Origin of the sequence: Henriciella mobilis, from assembly GCF_003576285.1 — a bacterium.
In the GTDB taxonomy this organism is placed as follows: Bacteria; Pseudomonadota; Alphaproteobacteria; order Caulobacterales; family Hyphomonadaceae; genus Henriciella; species Henriciella mobilis.
In genome coordinates, this window is record NZ_QWFX01000016.1 from 31,174 (window position 1) to 49,806 (window position 18,633).

Annotated in this window: 20 protein-coding genes; 8 read left to right on the plus strand and 12 right to left on the minus strand. The window is 64.0% G+C overall.

From position 1 onward, the window contains the following. Positions 1-204: 204 nt before the first annotated feature. Positions 205-1,077, plus strand: a complete 873-nt coding sequence (gene hemF / locus D1223_RS15590; RefSeq protein WP_119377847.1) for an oxygen-dependent coproporphyrinogen oxidase — start codon at positions 205-207, stop codon at positions 1,075-1,077. Between the two features lie 4 nt (positions 1,078-1,081). Here hemF and D1223_RS15595 read toward each other — a convergent pair whose 3' ends face one another. Genes D1223_RS15595 through D1223_RS15620 form a run of 6 tightly spaced genes read right to left on the minus strand, consistent with a single transcriptional unit; the run spans position 1,082 to position 4,689 of the window. Then, positions 1,082-1,468, minus strand: coding sequence for a type II toxin-antitoxin system death-on-curing family toxin (locus tag D1223_RS15595; RefSeq protein WP_119377371.1), 387 nt, complete (start codon positions 1,466-1,468; stop codon positions 1,082-1,084). Beyond that, the gene (locus D1223_RS15600; protein WP_407646990.1) at positions 1,465-1,758 is read right to left on the minus strand and encodes an AbrB/MazE/SpoVT family DNA-binding domain-containing protein; all 294 of its coding nucleotides are present in this window, start codon (positions 1,756-1,758) and stop codon (positions 1,465-1,467) included. The genes D1223_RS15595 and D1223_RS15600 overlap by 4 nt, the downstream gene beginning before the upstream one ends. Positions 1,759-1,814: 56 nt before the next feature. Next, the gene (locus D1223_RS15605; protein ID WP_233350080.1) at positions 1,815-3,011 is read right to left on the minus strand and encodes a CCA tRNA nucleotidyltransferase; all 1,197 of its coding nucleotides are present in this window, start codon (positions 3,009-3,011) and stop codon (positions 1,815-1,817) included. Beyond that, on the minus strand, positions 3,008-3,448 hold the full coding sequence (locus D1223_RS15610; RefSeq protein WP_119377372.1) for a DUF6111 family protein: 441 nt from the start codon (positions 3,446-3,448) through the stop codon (positions 3,008-3,010). Before D1223_RS15610 ends, D1223_RS15605 begins: the two co-directional genes overlap by 4 nt. Next, a complete protein-coding gene (locus tag D1223_RS15615) occupies positions 3,445-4,083 on the minus strand; it encodes a CoA pyrophosphatase (protein ID WP_119377373.1) in 639 nt (212 codons plus the stop codon). Before D1223_RS15615 ends, D1223_RS15610 begins: the two co-directional genes overlap by 4 nt. Before the next feature lie 6 nt (positions 4,084-4,089). Beyond that, positions 4,090-4,689, minus strand: coding sequence for a DUF1285 domain-containing protein (locus D1223_RS15620; protein ID WP_119377374.1), 600 nt, complete (start codon positions 4,687-4,689; stop codon positions 4,090-4,092). A 111-nt stretch (positions 4,690-4,800) separates the two neighbouring features. Between D1223_RS15620 and D1223_RS15625 the strand changes: the two genes are divergently transcribed. From D1223_RS15625 to D1223_RS15645, 5 genes are all read left to right on the plus strand, one after another. Next, a complete protein-coding gene (locus tag D1223_RS15625) occupies positions 4,801-5,790 on the plus strand; it encodes an AAA family ATPase (protein WP_119377375.1) in 990 nt (329 codons plus the stop codon). A 2-nt stretch (positions 5,791-5,792) separates the two neighbouring features. Further along, positions 5,793-6,242 (plus strand): hypothetical protein, encoded by a 450-nt coding sequence (locus tag D1223_RS15630; protein ID WP_119377376.1) that lies wholly within the window; start codon positions 5,793-5,795, stop codon positions 6,240-6,242. Beyond that, positions 6,239-7,105 carry a DUF58 domain-containing protein gene (locus D1223_RS15635; protein WP_233353204.1) on the plus strand — a complete coding sequence of 289 codons (867 nt, stop codon included), beginning with the start codon at positions 6,239-6,241 and terminating at the stop codon, positions 7,103-7,105. Before D1223_RS15630 ends, D1223_RS15635 begins: the two co-directional genes overlap by 4 nt. Continuing rightward, complete coding sequence (locus D1223_RS15640; RefSeq protein ID WP_119377377.1) at positions 7,102-9,960, plus strand: DUF4159 domain-containing protein; 2,859 nt, start codon at positions 7,102-7,104, stop codon at positions 9,958-9,960. Before D1223_RS15635 ends, D1223_RS15640 begins: the two co-directional genes overlap by 4 nt. Before the next feature lie 62 nt (positions 9,961-10,022). Continuing rightward, positions 10,023-11,996 (plus strand): DUF7408 domain-containing protein, encoded by a 1,974-nt coding sequence (locus tag D1223_RS15645; RefSeq protein WP_233353205.1) that lies wholly within the window; start codon positions 10,023-10,025, stop codon positions 11,994-11,996. Positions 11,997-12,122: 126 nt separating this feature from the next. Here D1223_RS15645 and D1223_RS15650 read toward each other — a convergent pair. The 3 genes from D1223_RS15650 to D1223_RS15660 all read right to left on the minus strand — a co-directional run bounded on the left by D1223_RS15650 (position 12,123) and on the right by D1223_RS15660 (position 15,179). Continuing rightward, positions 12,123-13,303 (minus strand): IS3 family transposase gene (locus D1223_RS15650; RefSeq protein WP_112074356.1). Its coding sequence is split into 2 segments (ribosomal slippage): positions 12,123-13,054 and positions 13,054-13,303, totalling 1,182 coding nucleotides; the frame shifts between segments, so codons are not numbered across the junction. Positions 13,304-13,337: 34 nt separating this feature from the next. Further along, positions 13,338-14,636: a Shedu anti-phage system protein SduA domain-containing protein gene (locus D1223_RS15655; RefSeq protein WP_119377379.1), complete on the minus strand. Its 1,299-nt coding sequence runs from the start codon at positions 14,634-14,636 to the stop codon at positions 13,338-13,340. Positions 14,637-14,921: 285 nt separating this feature from the next. After that, positions 14,922-15,179, minus strand: coding sequence for a hypothetical protein (locus D1223_RS15660; protein ID WP_119377380.1), 258 nt, complete (start codon positions 15,177-15,179; stop codon positions 14,922-14,924). 321 nt (positions 15,180-15,500) lie between these two features. On the opposite strand from D1223_RS15660, the gene D1223_RS15665 reads away from it, so the two are divergent. After that, positions 15,501-16,241: a hypothetical protein gene (locus D1223_RS15665; RefSeq protein WP_199288224.1), complete on the plus strand. Its 741-nt coding sequence runs from the start codon at positions 15,501-15,503 to the stop codon at positions 16,239-16,241. A 78-nt stretch (positions 16,242-16,319) separates the two neighbouring features. Further along, on the plus strand, positions 16,320-16,685 hold the full coding sequence (locus tag D1223_RS15670; protein ID WP_147372875.1) for a hypothetical protein: 366 nt from the start codon (positions 16,320-16,322) through the stop codon (positions 16,683-16,685). Positions 16,686-16,769: 84 nt separating this feature from the next. Here the strand turns inward: D1223_RS15670 and arsB are convergent, their stop codons facing one another. The 3 genes from arsB to D1223_RS15685 are packed head-to-tail and all read right to left on the minus strand — an operon-like array spanning position 16,770 to position 18,610. Next, positions 16,770-17,795: an ACR3 family arsenite efflux transporter gene (gene arsB / locus D1223_RS15675; protein ID WP_119377382.1), complete on the minus strand. Its 1,026-nt coding sequence runs from the start codon at positions 17,793-17,795 to the stop codon at positions 16,770-16,772. Positions 17,796-17,801: 6 nt separating this feature from the next. Next, a complete protein-coding gene (locus D1223_RS15680) occupies positions 17,802-18,251 on the minus strand; it encodes an ArsI/CadI family heavy metal resistance metalloenzyme (protein ID WP_119377383.1) in 450 nt (149 codons plus the stop codon). Next, positions 18,248-18,610, minus strand: coding sequence for an ArsR/SmtB family transcription factor (locus tag D1223_RS15685; RefSeq protein ID WP_119377384.1), 363 nt, complete (start codon positions 18,608-18,610; stop codon positions 18,248-18,250). Before D1223_RS15685 ends, D1223_RS15680 begins: the two co-directional genes overlap by 4 nt. Between the last annotated feature and the right edge of the window lie 23 nt (positions 18,611-18,633).

An 18,633-nucleotide genomic window follows, 5' to 3' on the forward strand; every position in this document is an offset into this window, starting at 1 on the left:
TCTGCGGCTGCGGTTAGCGCGCCCGCTCCAGCAATGCAAGCCACGCATGTCGGCCTGCGACGCCAAGACGCCATTGAAGCTGCATTTGGTACAGCCCCGGACAAGCGGCATCGCGTCGCATATGTATCTGTCCGTAGGCGTTTTTTGCCGTTCGCGGCCATCGTGGCCTTTACCGCAGCCGGCAGAACGGCCATCACCTCCCTCATGTTGGAAGACCGCAAGCAAAAAGCCCGTGCGTGGTTCGAATCACTTCAGGGCGACATCATCGCCCGGTTCGAGGCGCTGGAAGACGAAGCCCAGCCGCCGCTCTATCACGGCGAACCCGGCCGATTCGTGAAAACGCCCTGGACGCGCGGCGACGGGTCTGAAGACCTTGGCGGCGGCACCATGGCGATCATGAAGGGCAAGCTCTTCGAGAAGGTCGGCGTGCATGTCTCCTGCGTCTATGGCGACTTCTCCGAAGCTTTCCGCGCGCAGATCCCCGGCGCCGACAAGTCGGGCGGCAAGTTCTGGGCCTCCGGCATCTCGCTTATCGCGCACATGCACAATCCGCGCGTGCCGGCCGTTCACATGAATACGCGCATGCTGGTCACCGCCGACAGCTGGTTCGGAGGCGGCGGTGACCTGACGCCCCTGCTCGACTATCAGCGCGAAGAGGATTTTCCGGACACGGTCGACTTTCACGCCGCCTTCAAGGCCGCCTGCGACAAGCACGATCCGGAATATTATCCGCGCATGAAGCAGCAGTGCGACGAGTATTTCTACCTGCCCCACCGCTCAGAGCCGCGCGGCACGGGCGGCATCTTCTACGACCGCCACAATACCGGTGACTGGGAGGCAGACTTCGCCTTCACCCAGGATGTCGGGCGCGCCTTTGCCGACATCTATCCGCAGCTCGTGCGCCGGCGCATGGTCGAAAGCTGGACGCCGGAGCAGCGCGAGGAACAGCTGATCCGGCGCGGACGCTATGTCGAGTTCAACCTGCTCTATGACCGTGGCACCACCTTCGGGCTGAAGACCGGCGGAAACGTGAACTCGATCCTGTCCTCCATGCCGCCCGTGGTGAAGTGGCCTTGAGGCGTCAGGCAGGCTCGGTATTCTCCCGCAGCCAGTTGGCATAAGGCTGGTAATCGATTTCACCCGCTGCCAGCATCAGCGTCCAGGCGAGCCGGTCGGCCATCGGCGCAACAAGTTTCAGGCCATTTGCCCGCAGGAAAGTGAGGCACGCGACATAGCCCGTCCGCTGGTTGCCATCGATGAAGGGATGGTTCTGGATAATCCAGCCAGCATAGAGCGCCCCGAGCGTGCAGAGGTCATGTTCCCCGTAGCCGAACGCGTTCAGCGGCCGCGCAAGGGCGCTATCCAGGAGACCTTCATCGCGTGTCCCTCCAGCACCGCCATGCAAGGCGAGCTGTCTGTCGTGAACTTGCAGGATGAACGCCTTGTCGAGCCATCGCGGCTCCTTCATTTGGCGATCGCCCTCAGGACGGCGCGATTCTCCGCCATGATCTCTTCCGCCATGGACATGAGATCGTCCGCTTCGCGGTCGACTACGGCCAATTCGATCCGGCCATCCTCCGTCTGGACGATATCGACCGTATCGCCTTCCTCAACACCAAGGGTATTGAGAATGTCGCGCGGCAGGATCACGCCCAACGAATTCCCGATCTTGCGGACTTTCATGCTGGCAGACACCGGCGGCGTCAGCGGGGCCTTGCCAGCTTCCCTCAAACCCTTGTCTGTCTTGCGATCCGTCATGGCGAGCGTCCTTGAGTTAGAACAAAAGTTATAACACGCTCATCTTTAACGAGCAATCAGCTCAACTTGCCCAGCCGCTCCAGCAGCTGATCGCGGCCTGGCTGGAAGTCCTCGGCCATCCACCACTCTTCGAGTTTGCGCAAAGCCTGTCCGATTTCCGGACCCTTGAGGCCGGCGGCCAGTGCGTCGTCCCCGCCGACGGGAAACTCCGGCCGCTTCCAGGCACGCACCGCAAACAGCAGGTCGCGCACATCCCGGCCCGAGGTCAGCGCCCGGTCGACGACGGCCTGCTTGCCATGCCAGTAGAGCGCCTGCCTCAGCTGGCGCCCGTTCATGCCTGACACATCGGGCAGGTTGTCGGCGGCCCACATGGTCAGCCGGTTGGCCTCCGCATTCGACAGGCGCAGGCGTTTCGACACCGCCAGCACCGAATTGGCGCTGCGATGGATCAACGCCATCAGGCGCAGCATCGGGTCGGCCTGCACGCCAGCCAGCGTCTGGCTGACGCGCAAATCGTGCAGCCCGTCCAGCGTTTCGGCTTCCGGCAGGAAGATCGCCAGCACGCCGCTATCCTGCATCGCGGTGACCGCCTCTGTCGGGTCGGGCGCGGCGAGCAGCTTGTGCAGCTCCTTCCAGATTCGCTCAGCGGCGATCTTCTTCAGGCCCTCTTTCTGGCGCGCGCAGGCGGCCAGGCCGTCCGCGTCGATGCCGGCGCCATACCAGGCATTGAAGCGGAAGAAGCGCAGGATGCGCAGGAAATCCTCACGCAGGCGCATGTCCGCATCGCCGATGAAGATGACGCGGCCTGCCTCGGCATCCTCGATCCCACCGCCGACCGGGTCGTGCACCGTCCCGTCGCGGTCGGCATAAAGCGCATTGAGGCGGAAGTCGCGCCGCCCGGCATCCTCGGCCCAGTCCTCGGTGAAGGCGACGACAGCGCGGCGCCCGTCCGTCTCGACATCGCGGCGCAGCGTGGTGATCTCGAACGGCTTGCCATCGATGACCGCCGTGATCGTGCCATGGTCGATCCCGGTCGGTATGGCGCGGATGCCCGCCGCCTCCAGCGCCTTGATGACGCTCTCGGGCTCGATCTGGGTGGCAATGTCGATATCGTCGACGGGCCGGTCCATGATCGCATTGCGCACGCAGCCGCCGACAAATCGCGCCCCGCCCGGCCGGACAGCCTCAAGCGCAGCCATGACGGCGAGGGTTCTCGGATCGGTCAGCCAGTCCTGTCCAGAAATGGAGATCATTCTGGCAATTCGGAATTGTCAGGTAGCGTATCCGAGGCCGGCGGATCGCCTTCCGGGCGCTCTTCTACCGGCCCGGCCGGGATATTCGGGCCTGCCGGATCTGTTTCGCCAAGACCGTGCGCCTGCCCGCCCGGGTCGCGGCTTGCCGGACGGCCAAGGTCGTTCTTGATCTTCTCGCACGGCACTTCCTGCCCGCCGACCATCTTCCCATCGACCAGCCGTCGCGGCTCGTAGCACATCTCGCGACCGCCCCGGTCCATGAAGATAAGGACAACCCAGGCCGCGATCGCCAGGAACGCCCCGACACCGAACAGCACCGCAATCGGCCAGGGCTTGCGGCCCTCCTCAATCGCTTCCTGCGTGGCCAGCCGCCAGAGCCCGAAAGCCGCGAAGGGCGACAGGAAAATGACCAGTTCGAATATCAGCCTGTAAGTCACGCCTCGGTTTCCTCCTCCGACTCGTACAGCCGTTCATATAAAGCGCGTATGATCCCTGCCGTCACGCCCCATATCCGGTGGCCCTCATACGGCATCTCGAAATAGTGCCGGGTCTGCCCGCCCCAGTCGGCGGACCGCTTGTGATGGTTGCGCGCGCTCATCAGGAAGGAAAGCGGGGTTTCGAAGACATCGGCCACCTCTGTCGGATCCGGCTTCGGCTCGAAATCCGCTGGCAGGACGCCGATCACGGGCACGATCCGGAAGGCTGTCCCTGTGAGATAGGGCGATCCGCGCGCAATCAACTGCACGGTCGACGGATCGACGCCGACCTCCTCCTCGGCCTCACGCAGCGCGGCCTCGATTTCGTCGGCATCGGCCGGGTCGACCTTGCCACCCGGAAAAGCCACCTGACCGGGATGGGTTGGCATCGTGTCGGGGCGGTGGGTGAGCAGGGCTGTGGGCCCGCCAGGCCGGGGAATGATCGGCACGAGCACCGCCGCCGGGCGGATATTCTCGATGGCGGATGCATCCAGGAACTCGATGTCGCCACCTTCAGGCAGGCGCTCGCGGCCCTCGACCGGGTCGAGGCGCAGGCGCGCACGCGCAAGAAAGTCATCGAGATCGACAAAGGACATGGGCGTCTATTCAGCCGGGCCGAGCGGAAAGAAAACCCCTTTTGACCAGACGCCCAGCATCTCGCCGCCGTCCGGGTCCGGTTCGGCCAGCCCGGCCAGTTCATAGAAGACAGGCCGTGACAGCTTGGCCTCCAGCCGGCCTCTTATGTGGATGTATGGCGCCGGTTCGCCTGTCTCCCCGTCTGTTTCGATGCGGATCGGGTGGTCCGGGCCGGCTACGGCGATATCGCCGAGATTGGTGCTGAAGGCGAGGCTCTGGCCCGTGCCTTCCTCCTCGGCCCGGTCGACCCGCACTGCGACAAAAGGCGCGTCCTCGACATGCACGACGACTTTCTCATACGGCGTCACCAGCCAGTACGAGCCATCCTCATCGCGGCGCAGGATGGTCGAGAACAGGCGGACAAGCTTCTTGCGGTTGATTCGCGAGCCTTCATGCCACCAGCTGCCATCGGCCCGGATTTCCATGTCGATATCGGCCGACCGCTCCGGATTCCACTTGTCCACGGGAGGCAATTTCCGCCCGGACGGATCGGGTGCGATCTGTTTCAGCAGCTCTTCGAGACTGATTGCAGTGTTCTGATTGGATTTCACGTCGCGCTCCGCCATCATTTTGCCTAGGGTCCATATTCAATTCTTTTGTCGGAGTGACAGGCCAAAGAATGAAGTATCGACCCCAGACCTAGGTCTGTTGTAGGCGGGAGTGAAGACGGAGACCTTATGGCAGACGATAATCAGGCCATCGTACAAGACGCAGAAGCCGCGAGCGAAACGCTTGCGAAGGTGAAGGAAGAGATCGCCAAGGCGGTGTTCGGACAGGACCGGGTGATCGAGCTGGCGCTGTCCGCCATCCTGGCCGGCGGGCATGCCCTGCTGATCGGCGCGCCGGGCCTTGCCAAGACACGCCTCGTCGAGGCGATGGGCACCGCGCTCGGCCTCGATGAAGCCCGCATCCAGTTCACGCCAGACCTGATGCCATCGGACATTCTCGGCTCAGAAGTGCTGGACGAAACCGCCAGCGGCGAGCGCAGCTTCCGCTTCATCAAGGGCCCGATCTTTACCCAGCTGCTGATGGCCGACGAAATCAACCGCGCCAGCCCGCGCACACAGTCGGCCCTGCTGCAGGCCATGCAGGAGCGCCATGTCACCGTCGCCGGCGTGCGCTACGACCTGCCCGCCCCGTTCCATGTCCTCGCCACCCAGAACCCGATCGAGCAGGAAGGCACCTATCCGCTACCTGAAGCCCAGCTCGACCGTTTCCTGCTGAAGATCGACGTCACCTATCCCGATATCGACACCGAGCGGAAAATCCTGATCGAGACGACCGGCGCGAACGAGGCCGAGGTCGAGGCGGCCCTTTCCGGAGAAGAATTGCAGAAACTCCAGGCGCTGGTGCGCCAGATGCCGGTCGGGGAAAAGGTGCTCGCGGCGATCCTCGCAACCATTCGTGAGGCCCGGCCCGAACAGACATCCGACGAGCGCGTGAAACGCTTCGTCGACTGGGGGCCGAGCCCGCGCGCCGGTCAGGCGCTTATGCTGGCCTGCCGCGCCCGCGCCCTGCTGCGTGGACGCCTTGCGCCGTCTCTGGAAGACGTCGAGGCACTGGCCGAACCCTGCCTCGGACACCGTATGGCGATGCGCTATGACCCGACCGGACAAGCCCCGCCGCTGCGCGACCTGATTGGAGATCTCGCAAAGGCCGCTGTCTGAAGATGAGCTTCGCGCTGCGTTCCACTTGCATGCTCGCCGGCATCGGCCTCGCAGGCGCAAGCGCGCTGCAGGGCTGTGCACGCGGCGATGACGGCGTGGACGCGCAGGCCCTGGCCCAGTGCCACCGCACGATCCAGCGGGCGACCCTCGCGGTGCAGGTGGCGGGGCCGGTCATGACTTATGAAGAACGCTCGGCGGCGCGCCGCCAGCTGGAAGACGCCGATCACCGCCTGCTGCATGTCTGGGCACAGGAAGAGGGCCTTTCCATCAGCGCGGCCCAGTTTGCTGAAGAGGCCCCCAAGGCGGTCGCCTTTATCGAGGGTATAGATGCCGAAGCCGGCCTCAGCGAGCAGGAGAAGCTCTCAGCCCTCTCGGCTGCCGCAGACGCGCCGGAAGCCTGGCGGGACCATGTCAGCCGGGCGCTCAACTGCGCCGGAAGGCTGGCGCCATGATGGATGCCGCCACCCTGCGCGCCGAAGCCGAGGCCCTCGCCCGCGCCCTGCCGGGCGTCGGTCTCAACGCCCGCGCCGCCGATACCGCCCATCTCGGCGCAGCTGGCCGCAAGCGGGCCGGGACCGGCGAACAGTTCTGGCAGTACCGTCATTATGCGCATGAAGACGCTGCCCAGCGGATCGACTGGCGCCGCTCCGCACGTGGTGACGACCTCTATGTCCGCGAGTCCGAACTGGAAACCTCGCGAACGGTCCTCTTCTGGAGCGATCCGCATCAGGGCTTCGACTGGTCGGGCGAGCCGACCCGCCTGCACAAGGCCGATGCCGCGCGGATCTGCATGCTGGCCGCCGGCCTCATCCTGTCCAAGGCCGGCGAACGCATCGGCGCGCTGGCCGGCAGCCGTGCGCCCAGCTTCGGCAAGGCCGCTGTCGACAAGCTCGCCGAGGACCTGACCTCGGGCAATGGCGAGGCTTTCCCGCCGCCGCCGCGCTACCAGTCCATCTTCGTCATCGCGAGTGACTTCTACGACCCGATCGACGTCTGGCGCGACCGGCTGGCCCCATTGGCGGCAAAGTCGAAGGAAGGCGTCCTGATCGCTGTGCGCGACCCGATCGAGGAAGCCTTCCCGTGGAAGGGCCGCGTGCGCTTTTCCCGGCCCGGCGCCTCGCTGTCCCGGATTTTTGGCCGCACCGAGTCGATCCGTGAGGACTATCTCGCCCGCTACAAGGCGCACTTCGAGGCTCTTGAAGCGCTGGCCGCTGGTATGGGCTGGCAGCTCATCCGGCATTCGACAGGCACGCCGCTGCAGCGCTGCGCCTCCGATCTCAAACAGGCGCTCGAACTGTTCGGAGCGCGGCTATGATGCTCGGGCCGTTCCTGTTCGGCGCACCGCTGGCGCTGCTGGGCCTGATCGCCCTGCCGGTGGTCTGGTGGGTGCTGCGCGCGACACCGCCCGCCCCGCAGGAAGCGGCCCTGCCCTCGCTGCGCCTGCTCGACGACGTCACCCCGCGCGACGAGACCCCGGCACGCACGCCATGGTGGATCCTGCTGCTGCGCCATGTTGCCGCCGCCGCTGTAATCATCGGCCTCTCGCAGCCCGTCTATGCGCCCGGCGCAAGCCCCGAGGGCGAAGCGGCCGGACCGGTTCTGATTGTTGTCGACAATGGCTGGACCAGTGCGGCCCGCTGGAGCGAGATCCGCTCTGCGGCCGCTGGCGCGCTCGACGGTGAAGGCCGCAACACGGCGGGCCACTTGCTGCTGACCGCCCCGAAATCGCTGAATGCCGACCCGGCCGAGCGGCTGTCCAAGACCGAGCTGCCGCAGCGCGTGAATTCGCTCGACCCGGTGGCCTGGGGCGTTGACCGCGAAGACGCGCTGGAGCGGCTTGAAGCCTCCGGCGTCGAGCCGGGGCGCATCTTCTGGGTGACGGACGGGCTCGACCCGCAGACCGCCGAACCCTTTGCACGGGCGCTCGCCGCCATGGCGCCGCTGACCGTTTATGCCGCCCCGCCGCGTGGCCCGTCTGCGATTACCGGCCTCTCGTCAGATGCCGAGGGCGCGAATGTTGTGGTGACACGCGCCGATCCGGACGGTACGGCGGACCGCTATGTCTCGGCCCTCACCCTCGATGGCGCGGCGCTCGCAACCTCCGAGGCCAGCTTTGCAGATGGCGAGGCCGAAGCCACCGCCGTCTTCGATATCCCGGCGGCCGCGCTCGCCCGGATCGCGCGATTCACCATCACCGGATCGGAAGGCGCCGGCAGTGTCTGGCTCTGGGATTCGGCAGCCCGCTCGCGCCGCGTCGGCCTGGTGTCCGGCGATGCAACCGCCCAGCCGCTGCTTTCGGACATGCACTATGTGCGCAAGGCGCTGGAGCCGTTCGCCACGATCACCGAAGGCGAGCTGGCAGACCTGATCGCCGCCAATCCCGACGCCATCATCATGACCGATATAGGCCAGCTGGCGCCCGACCTTGAAACCAGTGTCGAGGAATGGGTGCAAAAGGGCGGCGCGCTGATCCGCTTTGCTGGCCCGCGCATGGCCACGCATACCGACACGCTGGTGCCGACGCCGCTGCGGAGAGCCTCAAGGGCCATTGGCGGGGCGCTGACCTGGGAGGAACCGCAATCGATTGGCGGCTTTCCTGACACCTCTCCCTTCATCGGCCTGAAGGCCCCGGCCGACATAAAGGTGCGCCAGCAGGTGCTCGCCCGGCCGGACCCGGAGCTCGCCAATCGCACATGGGCGCGCCTCACCGATGGCTCACCGCTGGTGACCGCCGCACCGCGCGGCCAGGGCATGCTGATCCTCTTCCACGTTACCGCCGGGCCGGACTGGTCGGACCTGCCTTACTCCGGCACCTTCGTGGAAATGCTCCGCCGCGCCATCGCCGCTGGCCGGGGCGAGGCCGTCAATGATGGCGACGGCACCTATTCGCCAGACATTGTCCTCAACGGCTATGGGCGGCTAGTCTCGCCCGACTCCAATGCAACGCCGGTCGCCGCCAGCGACTTTTCCGGGATCGTGCCGTCGGAGACCCATCCACCCGGCCTTTATCGCGGGCCCTCCGGGACGCGCGCGATCAATGCTGCGGCGGACTATGAGGCCGAGCTGATGACCGACTGGCCCGCCGGGGTCCGCCTGCTGGGCGACGCGGAAGCGAAATCCATGCGCCTTGCCGGGCCTCTGCTCGGGCTGGCAGGCCTGCTGCTCGCCATCGACCTCATCATCGCCCTCGCGATTGCCGGGCGCCTGCCCTTCTTCAACCGGACCGCCATGGCCGCCTTTGCCGGACTGGTCCTCATACCGGCAAGCGGCGTGATGGAGCCAGAGGCGCAGGCCCAGCAATTCGACCTCAATCCCAGCCCCTATAGCTACCGCACCAGCCCCGGCTATGGCGTCGACATGAACGTCACCGGCGAGATCGACAAGGCGACCGAAGCGGCGCTGGAAATGCGCCTTGCCTATATCGAGACGGGCGACACAGCGGTCGATGACGCCACGCGCAATGGCCTGCGCGGCATCTCGCTCATCCTCTACCGGCGCACCTCGGTCGAGCCGGCCGAGCCGCATGCCGTCGATCCGGAAACCGATGCGCTGGACGTCTACCCCGTGATCTTCCTCGGCTTGCCGGACAATGCCACGCCGCTGAGCTCGCTCGCCGTCGAGCGGCTGAACGCCTATCTGCGCAACGGCGGCGCGCTGGTGATCGACACGCGCAATGGCGGCGACATGGCAAGCGGTGACAGCTTCGACGACCTCGACCGCGTCCTGCCGGGCCTCGACACGCCGCCGCTCGCGCCCGTGCCGCAGGACCATGTGCTGACGCGCAGCTTCTACCTGCTCGACAGCTTCCCCGGCCGCTACCAAGACCGCCGCCTGTGGATCGAATCCTCGGGCGTTGGCGAGAAGACCGAGCGGCGCGGCGATGGCGTCTCGCGCCTGATCATTGGCGATGCAGACTATCTCGCCGCCTGGGCCGTGGATGAACGCGGCCGGCCGGTCTATTCCGTCGATGGCGGGGATGAGCAACGCGAAATGGCGCGCCGCTTCGGCGTCAATCTGATCATGTATGTGCTGACCGGCAACTACAAGGAAGACCAGGTCCACCTGCCTGCCTTGCTCGAACGCCTCGGCGAGGGCACGGGGGACACGCCCTCGCCCGACCAGTTTGACTTCAACAATATTCCGCCCTCGCCCGACGGAGGTCCCAACTGACCGAAGCTGGACGCATAAGCCTCGACCCGCTGCTCGGCTGGCCGGTCCTGTTCGCGCTGCTCGTGCTGTGCGCGCTCGCCTATCTCGCCTATCTGCGCTGGCGCGGGCGGGCCTGGCTGACAAGGGCCGCCGCCCTCACCGCCCTCGCCGCCGCGCTGGCCAATCCGGCCTATGTCCGCGAGGAGCGCGAGCCGCTGCCCTCGGTCGCCGCGGTGGTTGTCGATGGCTCCGAAAGCATGAGCTTCGGCCAGCGCACGCAGATCGCCGAGACCGTGCGCGAGCAGCTCCTGACGGAAATGGACGCGGACGCTTCGCTTGAAGTCCGGATCATCGAGACCGACAGCCGCACCGACGGCACCAACCTCATCGGTGCCCTCGAAGGCCTGATGGCGGACGTCCCGCGCGACCGGATCGCCGGGGCGGTGCTGATCACCGATGGCCAGGTCCACGACGTGCCCGAGGACATGGCCCGCCTCGGCGAACTCGGCCCCGTCCATGCCCTCATCACCGGCGACCCCGACAGCGGAGACCGCCGGATCTCGCTCGTCCAGTCGCCCGATTTCGGCATCGTCGGAGAGGAAGCGCAATTCCTGGTGCGTGTCGACGATCCGGTCTCGCAAACGGCAACCGTCACCGTTTCGGTAAATGGCGGCCTGCCCCGGCGCATGACGGTCGCAACCGGCGAGGACACGCCGCTGCCTATCGAGATCGAGCGGCGCGGCGACAATATCGTCGTGGTCGAGACGCCGGCCGGCGAGCAGGAGCTGACGCTCGCCAACAACCGCACCGCCGCGACCCTCTCAGGCGTGCGCGACCGGCTGCGCGTGCTGCTGATCACCGGCAAGCCGAACGCTGCGGGCCGGGTCTGGCGCGACCTGTTGAAATCCGACCCGTCGGTCGATCTCGTCCACTTCACCATCCTCAGGCCCCCCTTCAAGCAGGACATCACTCCGCTTGAGGAAATGGCGCTCATCGCCTTCCCGACCGAGGAACTGTTCGAGGGCAAGCTCAATGAGTTCGACCTCATCATCTTCGACCAGTATGAGCGGCGCACCGTCATCACGATGAGCTACCTCGCCAATATGGCGCGCTATGTCGCCGATGGCGGGGCGCTGCTGATCGCGGCCGGCGAGGACTTTGCCGGCCCGGCCAGCCTCGCCAACACGCCGCTCGCCGGGGTGCTGCCCGCGCTCCCGACCGGCACGATCGAGGTCGGCGCCTTCACGCCGGAACTCTCCGACACGGGCAAGCGCCACACCGTGACCCAGTCCCTGGACGGGCAGAGCTGGGGCGGCTGGGTGCGCTATATCAAGGCGACCGCCGAGGCCGGCGACGTGCTGATGACGGCGCGCGATGGCGACCCGCTGCTGGTCGTCGACCGGGTTGGCGAAGGCCGGGTCGCGCAGCTGCTCTCAGGCCAGATCTGGCTCTGGGCGCGCGGCCATGATGGCGGCGGACCCTTCGCCGAGCTGATCCGCCGCATGGTGCACTGGCTGATGAAGGAGCCGGAACTGGAAGAGCGCCAGCTGCGCCTCGAAGCCCAGGGCGACACGCTGCGCGCGACGCTGCGCACCCTGTCGGACAATGCCCCGCCGCTCTCGATCGAGACACCGGACGGCTCGATCATGGAGCCCACCTGGCAGGCCGCCGGGCCGGGCGAGTTTGTCGCCGAGGCGCCGATTGACCGGCTCGGTCTCTTCCGGGCGCGCTCGGGCGGGCTTGAGGCCGTGACGCTGAATGGCCCCGCCAATCCGAAGGAATATGCTGCGCTGGAGGCGACCGGCGAGGTGCTTGAACCGCTCGCCAGCCTGACCGGCGGCGGCGTCTGGACCCTGGACCGCCCCGGCGACCGCATCCCCGACATCCGCCGCGTCGGCCGCGGCGCCGATGCCGAAGGCGGCAACTGGCTCGGCCTCAGGGAACGCGGCGCCTATGCCGTGCGAAGCTCCACCAGCCTGCCGCTCCTGCCGGGGCTGCTCGCGGCGCTGGCGATTGTGGCCTTCCTGCTGCTGGCCTGGCGGCGTGAGGGGCGGTAGTTGCTCTCGACACTCAAACGACATCAGCAAGAATTTGCCGCAGCTGCTTCAACCGCGACAGCAACTCATCAAACGTAACCACTGTGACGTGTTTAAAATTTGACCCAGCCCCGTGATCCGGGCCGTTCATTCGGAGAGTCTGTTCGCCTTTCTTTCTGTTGTTGATGGCGTGGTCAAGGCCCGGGGAGTGGAGCTTCCCCGCGGCTCAAGCGAGCCGGGCCTTCGGCGGCGCAGCCGCCGTTCGTAGGTTACGGGGCTGAGGCCGCCGAGTGATGTGTGTGGCCGGACCGTGTTGTAGTCTATCCGCCAGGCTTCGATGATGCGCCGGGCGTCACCGAGACTGTCGAAGAGATGCTCGTTCAGGCACTCGTCGCGCAGCCGGCCGTTGAAGCTCTCGACGAAGGCGTTCTGTGTCGGCTTTCCCGGCGCGATGTAGTGCCACTCAATGCCGGCCTCGCGCACCCATTTCAGGATCGCATGACTGGTCAGCTCCGTGCCATTGTCGGAGACGATCATCTTCGGAGCACCCCGCCGGGTGATGAGCCTGGACAGTTCCCTGGCGACCCGCACGCCGGACAGGGAGACATCGACGACCACGGCCAGGGCTTCCCGGGTGAAGTCGTCGACCACGCAGAGCGTGCGGAACCGGCGGCCATCGCTGAGAGCGTCCGATACGAAGTCCAGGCTCCATCGCTCATTCGCCTGTTCCGGCAGGAGCATGGGTGAACGTGTGCCTGTCGCCCGCTTTCGCCCACGTCGTCGTTTCACGGCCAGTCCCTCCTCGGCATAGATCCGGTAGATCTTCTTGTGATTGGCGCTGAGGCCCTCGCGGTCCAGCAGGATGCCGAGCCTGCGATAGCCGAACCGGCGGCGTTCACCGGCCAGCTCCCGTAGCCTCTGGCGCAACTTCTCGTCACCGCCATCGCGTTTTTCATACTGGAAGGTGGACCGATCGAGATCGGCCAGCCGGCAGGCCCGACGCTCCGACAGGCCATGCACTTCCATCACGTGGTGCACGGCCTTCCGTTTGGCGTCGGGCGTCAGAAGTTTTTTGTCGCCAGGTCCTTCAGGGCGGCATTGTCCAGCATTGCATCGGCCAGGAGGCGCTTCAGCTTCGAGTTCTCCTCCTCCAGCGTCTTCAGCCGCCGGGCGTCCGACACCGTCATGCCGCCGAACTTCGCCTTGTACTTGTAGAAGGTCGCATCCGAGATGCCGTACTTGCGGCAGATATCGGCTGTCTTCACGCCAGCCTCGTGCTCCCGGATCATCCCAATGATCTGTTCTTCGGAAAATCGTGATTTGCGCATTTGTCATCCTCTTCGTGTCGAGGACTCTGCAAATTCATGGCCGGAATTTACGGGGCTGGGTCAAATTGTCGCGCACATGTTCAAAACTTTTTTTCCGATCGTCCTCAAGTGGAACCGTGCCGATTACAGCGTAACATCGGATCGCATAGCTTGTGAGTTGCTTGTCCGGAGATTTCAAGAAAAGCGTAGCGAACTCATCTTGAAACTTATTTCGCTGGTCGATCACTTGGCTGACCGCCAATGAAAGATCGCTATGGGCGGGATACATTCCGTTGCTGTAATCGTCGCGCGCACTGACAACTTCCTTTTGAGGCGTCTTGATTTCAATGAAGCTAAGATTCCCGGTTAGATAATTTTTGAATAAAAAGTCAGACTTTTTTCCGCCTCTACCCTCGATGTCGGTTCCACCAACAAATGGTCTGTCACTTATCATCAGTACGGAACTATTGAACATCGAGGAAAGTGCAATCGGATTATCGATGAAGAATTTCTGCCAGTCAGCCTCCGGCAAGTTTTCCGTGATGCGATTTTCAAATTTCTCGATGAATGCATCCAAGAAGGCTAATTCGACCCGTTCTCTAATTACTTTTATTCGTTCCGGAATCCGGTCGATTAGCGTATTTGCCGAGCTGCCAATGAAGCCTGCGAGCTTTGATGTTGCCTCTATTGGTTCATTCTCAAATACTGATTCGATATCTTGAATGACGCGAGCTTTGGATAGTTGTCGAGGCTTATCTTGTCGCGCCAAAAACGGTGCAAAGTGATTGTAAACTGCATTGCGTTGGTCGGAGTAAAGTTTCTGCTTTGACCGATAACGAAGATCGTCGATTTGCCGACATACTTCTTGGAAGTCTCGCTCCGATAGCACAAGAGCATTAATTTTGCTGTCGAGTTGAGAAGGTCTGTTCCTTGAAACAATCATTCGGTGCGCGCTGCAACCATCTTCAATTTCCTCGACCAAAGAAGTGTACTGGTGTTCTAAACCAAGTCCGTCTCTTAGGCTTTGCCTAAACTGGCTTGGCAACTCAGATTCAACGAAACGCAGCGCCGACTCCTCGTCTCGAATGGCCGCAGTACCAAAGCCTTCGAGTATAAGCTGTCTAATTTTTCTATAGCGAAAATTTAGATGGACGAGAGGTGGGCCAGCCGCAATATCTCTTGCGTGCAGTACTATGTGATCATTCTTCAAATCGACTGATAAGGCAGGACAGTCGTACAAATCCAGTTCTATATCGTGCGGGGTTGGGGAACCGTCAAAGTCGATTAGGTAGTGTAAGTGGCCACACCCATCTGATGACAGTCTAAAGTCGTATTCATCTAACAATTGGGCCACGAAGAATTCCTACATTCTCAGACTTAACGTGGCACAATACTGCCTGAGAAATGCGGAGGGAGAAACCTGCCATTGCGTCCTACGCATTACATTAGGCCATCAGCACTGTCGCCCTCAACTCACGCCCCGTTCTTCCCAAGCTACTAGATGGCTTGATGGTCTCCAGATGCCGTCTCTACGTGCTGGGCCCAGCTTCGCGCCTTTCCCTCTCGCTAATTGCGGGAGCGGGGTCAGGGCAGCGGGATCTGGTCAAGCGCGGTTGTAAAAGGATTTTCGCAAAAGCAATCAGTGCCTTGCGCGACTGGCGCGGTTCTTCAGTCCAATAAAGGCGAGCGTGATCAGTACGGCCAGGATGGCCCAGACGACCGCGATGACGACACTCAAAGGCAAGACCGTCGAAAGCAATGACGGGCCCGTGCCCGTCACGAATTCCATATACAGCGTGTAGATGACAAGGGTCAGCTCAAAGGCACCAACGCCCCAGAGGAAGAGGGGCTGAAAAACCTCACTGAACCGGGTTTCGAAGTCTTGAGGTTCTTCCATGAGGTAGCGTTATCCGAATGGTTCGAGCCAAGGCAAGAGCGAAACCATGTTTCAGTCTGGAAGACTAAACTGGTTCTGCGCCCAAGGCGGACAGATTTCGATCACGAATTCCCCCCTCCATCCCCTCCCCTGACCCAGCTCCCCTCGCCCGCTTTCACGCTCCTTGGCAGTCACGCGGCCGTCGAAAGTCGCTTCGAATGCCTCCGGTTGCCAGCCCGGTGCGGCGGGCGGACATAGGCGTATCTCCCTATTTCCAGCCCCGGCCGCGCCGGTTTAACTGCACCCAGGACGAGCCGGACCCGGAACAGGAGGAAATGGGCCATGAAAGCGGGACACGAACTGAAGGAAGCCGTTGGCGTCTTCGACAGCGAGAAGAGACTGGAGCAAGCCATCGACACCCTGTTGTCGTCCGGTTTTGATCGGGGCGAGCTGAGCCTGCTGGCGGGCCAGAAGGCCATCGAGGAAAAGCTCGGCCATGCCTATCGGCGGGTTGAAGAGCTTGAAGACGATCCGGCAGCGCCCTCGGTGGCCTTTATCTCGAGGGAAACCCTTGGCGATGCGGAAGGCGCGCTGATTGGTATCCCGATGTACATATTCGGCGTGACCGCTGCCGGCATGGCGGCCGTGGCCGGCGGACCGCTGGCGATAACGCTTGCTGCGGTCGCGGCCGGCATGGGCGCTGGCGCCGCCGTGGGGGCTGTCCTTGCCCGGTTTGTGGACAAGCAGCACGTGGACTTCATCGACACCCAGCTCGAACATGGCGGCATCCTGCTCTGGGTCCGCACATGGACACCGGAGGATGAGCGCACGGCGACGGACATTCTTAAAGCCGCCGGTGCGCGCGACATCCATATCCACGATATCGGCGCGGATGCAAAAGCGCTGGCCACGCCGGAAGCCGTGGCTCAGGTCTCCTGGCTGTCGGATGCCGAAAAGATCACCCTGCTGCGGCAATGGGAGTTCGACACGCTGGCCATGCTCAGGGGCGAAGACGAAGGGCTTCGCAATGGCGAAGGTGAAAAGCTGACGAGAATCCAGAAGTTAATTGCTTCTCTGGGTTGATATGGGTCCAGGGGTTCTCCCCGACTTTCCCCCTCCCCCTGAACCGGCCCTATCCTCTCCGTCATGCTCGATGGGCGGATGATCCTCAGATGCCACCTTTTCGTGCCGGTCTGGTATTGGCCGGTGCTGTGGCATTACCTCGCCCGGCTTGAGGCGACCGCCGCGCTCGCCCGCGCCGAGGGGCGCAAGGGCTTCATGTGGCATCTTGAGAAGAACGGCGTCATCCGGGTCTCGTACATGGATGCGAGCGCCGCCGAGCGCGCGGCCCGGGGCGAGCTGCCGGCCGGGTTTGACGCCGCGCCCTGGGCCCGCCTGCCGCTCGATGCGCCGGCTTTTGCGGGCGAGATCCAGCCAGGCTGGAATCGGACCGGAATTGTACTGTTTCCGTACCGCCATCAGACTGTCTTCGTACTGTCTGGCACCCGCGTGCGCGCCCCGCCCTGACGCTGCCCTTTCCGAACCCAATCACACCGCCGCTGGTCCCCGGGATCGAGCGGCCGCACGTGCTGGGGCGGGACGCCCGCCCTGTCAGGCCGAAGCGGGAAACCGCGCCTTCGTCCGGTTGGCGAGCGCCACCAGTGACAGCATCACCGGCACCTCGACCAGCACGCCGACAACGGTCGCGAGCGCGGCGGCCGAGTTCAGCCCGTAGAGGCTGATCGCCACGGCGACGGCCAGTTCGAAGAAGTTGGAGGTGCCGATCAGGGCGCAGGGCGCGGCGATATTGTGCGGCACCCGCAGCGCCATCGCGGCGCCATAGGCCAGGGCAAAGATGCCGTAGGACTGCAGGAGGATCGGCACGGCGATCATCGCGATCACCAGCGGGCGCGACAGGATCACATCGCCCTGGAAGCCAAACAGAAGGATCACGGTCACCAGCAGGCCGGCGACCGAAGCCGGTTTGACCCGCGCCATGAAGCCGTCCACCGCCGCCTGCCCGCCCCGCTGGATCAGCAGCGAGCGGGTCACGACCCCGGCGATCAGCGGCACCACGACATAGAGCACGACCGACAGGATCAGCGTCTCCCACGGCACCGCAATGTCCGTCACGCCCAGCAGGAAAGCGACAATCGGCGCGAAGGCGAGGACCATGATCGCATCGTTGAGACTGACCTGGACAAGCGTGTAGTTCGGGTCGCCGCGCGTCAGCTGTGACCAGACGAAAACCATGGCGGTACAGGGCGCCGCGCCGAGCAGGATGAGCCCTGCCAGATAGCCTTCCGCCTCGGCTGGCGGGATGAATCCGGCGAAGACGTAGCGGAAGAACAGGACCCCCAGCGCCGCCATGGTAAAAGGCTTGATCAGCCAGTTGACGGCCAGCGTGATGAGAAGCCCTTTCGGCTTTTCGCCGACGCGCCGGAGGCTGGAGAAGTCGACGCCGATCATCATCGGCCAGACCATGGCCCAGATGAGCACCGCGACGGCGAGGTTCACGCTGGCATATTCGAAACCGGCCAGGGCGCCGAAGACGCCGGGCAGAAGCTGGCCGAGCGCGATACCGGCGGCAATCGCCAGCGCTACCCATAGCGACAGGAAACGTTCAAAGGCCCCCATTTTCGATCAAGCCCCGCAGCAGGCGCTTTTCGGCATTCCGGTCGGCGTCTGGGACAGGCGTCCGCCCTCCGCCTCGTCTCCGCCGCCATAGGTCGCCGCGTCGCCATGTGTGAGGAAAACCTCCCAGGGGACACCGGCCGGATCGCTGATCCAGCTCTTGTTGGAGTTGGCATAGCAGCACGTGGTCTCGCCTTCCTCGAAAACGGGCGCATCGGCATCGGCGAGGCGCTGATAGACCTCTGCGAGTTCGGCATCGTCCTCGACCTGGATGCCCAGATGCTCGACCCCGGCCTTGGCCCCGCGCTGGCTGATCGCAAGGTTCAGGCGCGGATCGTCGAGCATCCATTTGGCATAGTCCGGCTTGCTGACCGCCGGTTCGGCCGCAAACAGCGTCGAGTAGAAGCGCGTCGCCTGCGCGAGGTCGTCAACGGCGATATGGACGTGAAGGCGTTTCATTGTGGGGCTCCTTGGAAATTCGTGGGGAAGCAGCATCGACTGGCAGCCTGCTCGACCGGTCCGGCAATGGCCGCATCACCGGCGCAGCAGTCCTCCATCAGCCAGACGATCAGGTCGCTGACAGCCTCGAAATTCACCGAGTAGATGATTGACCGGCCGTCACGGCGCTTCTCGAGTAGTCCCGCCTGAGACAGGATGTTGAGCTGGGCCGACAGCGTATTGGCGGGAACGCCAACGGCGTCAGCGATTGCCCCGGCCGCAAGCCCGGATTTGCCGGCTTTGACCAGTCGGCGGAACACGGCAAGCCGTCCCTCCTGGGCCAGCGCTGACAATCCCGAAATAGCTGTTTCAACTCTCACATTTCTAATATCGTTGAATTATC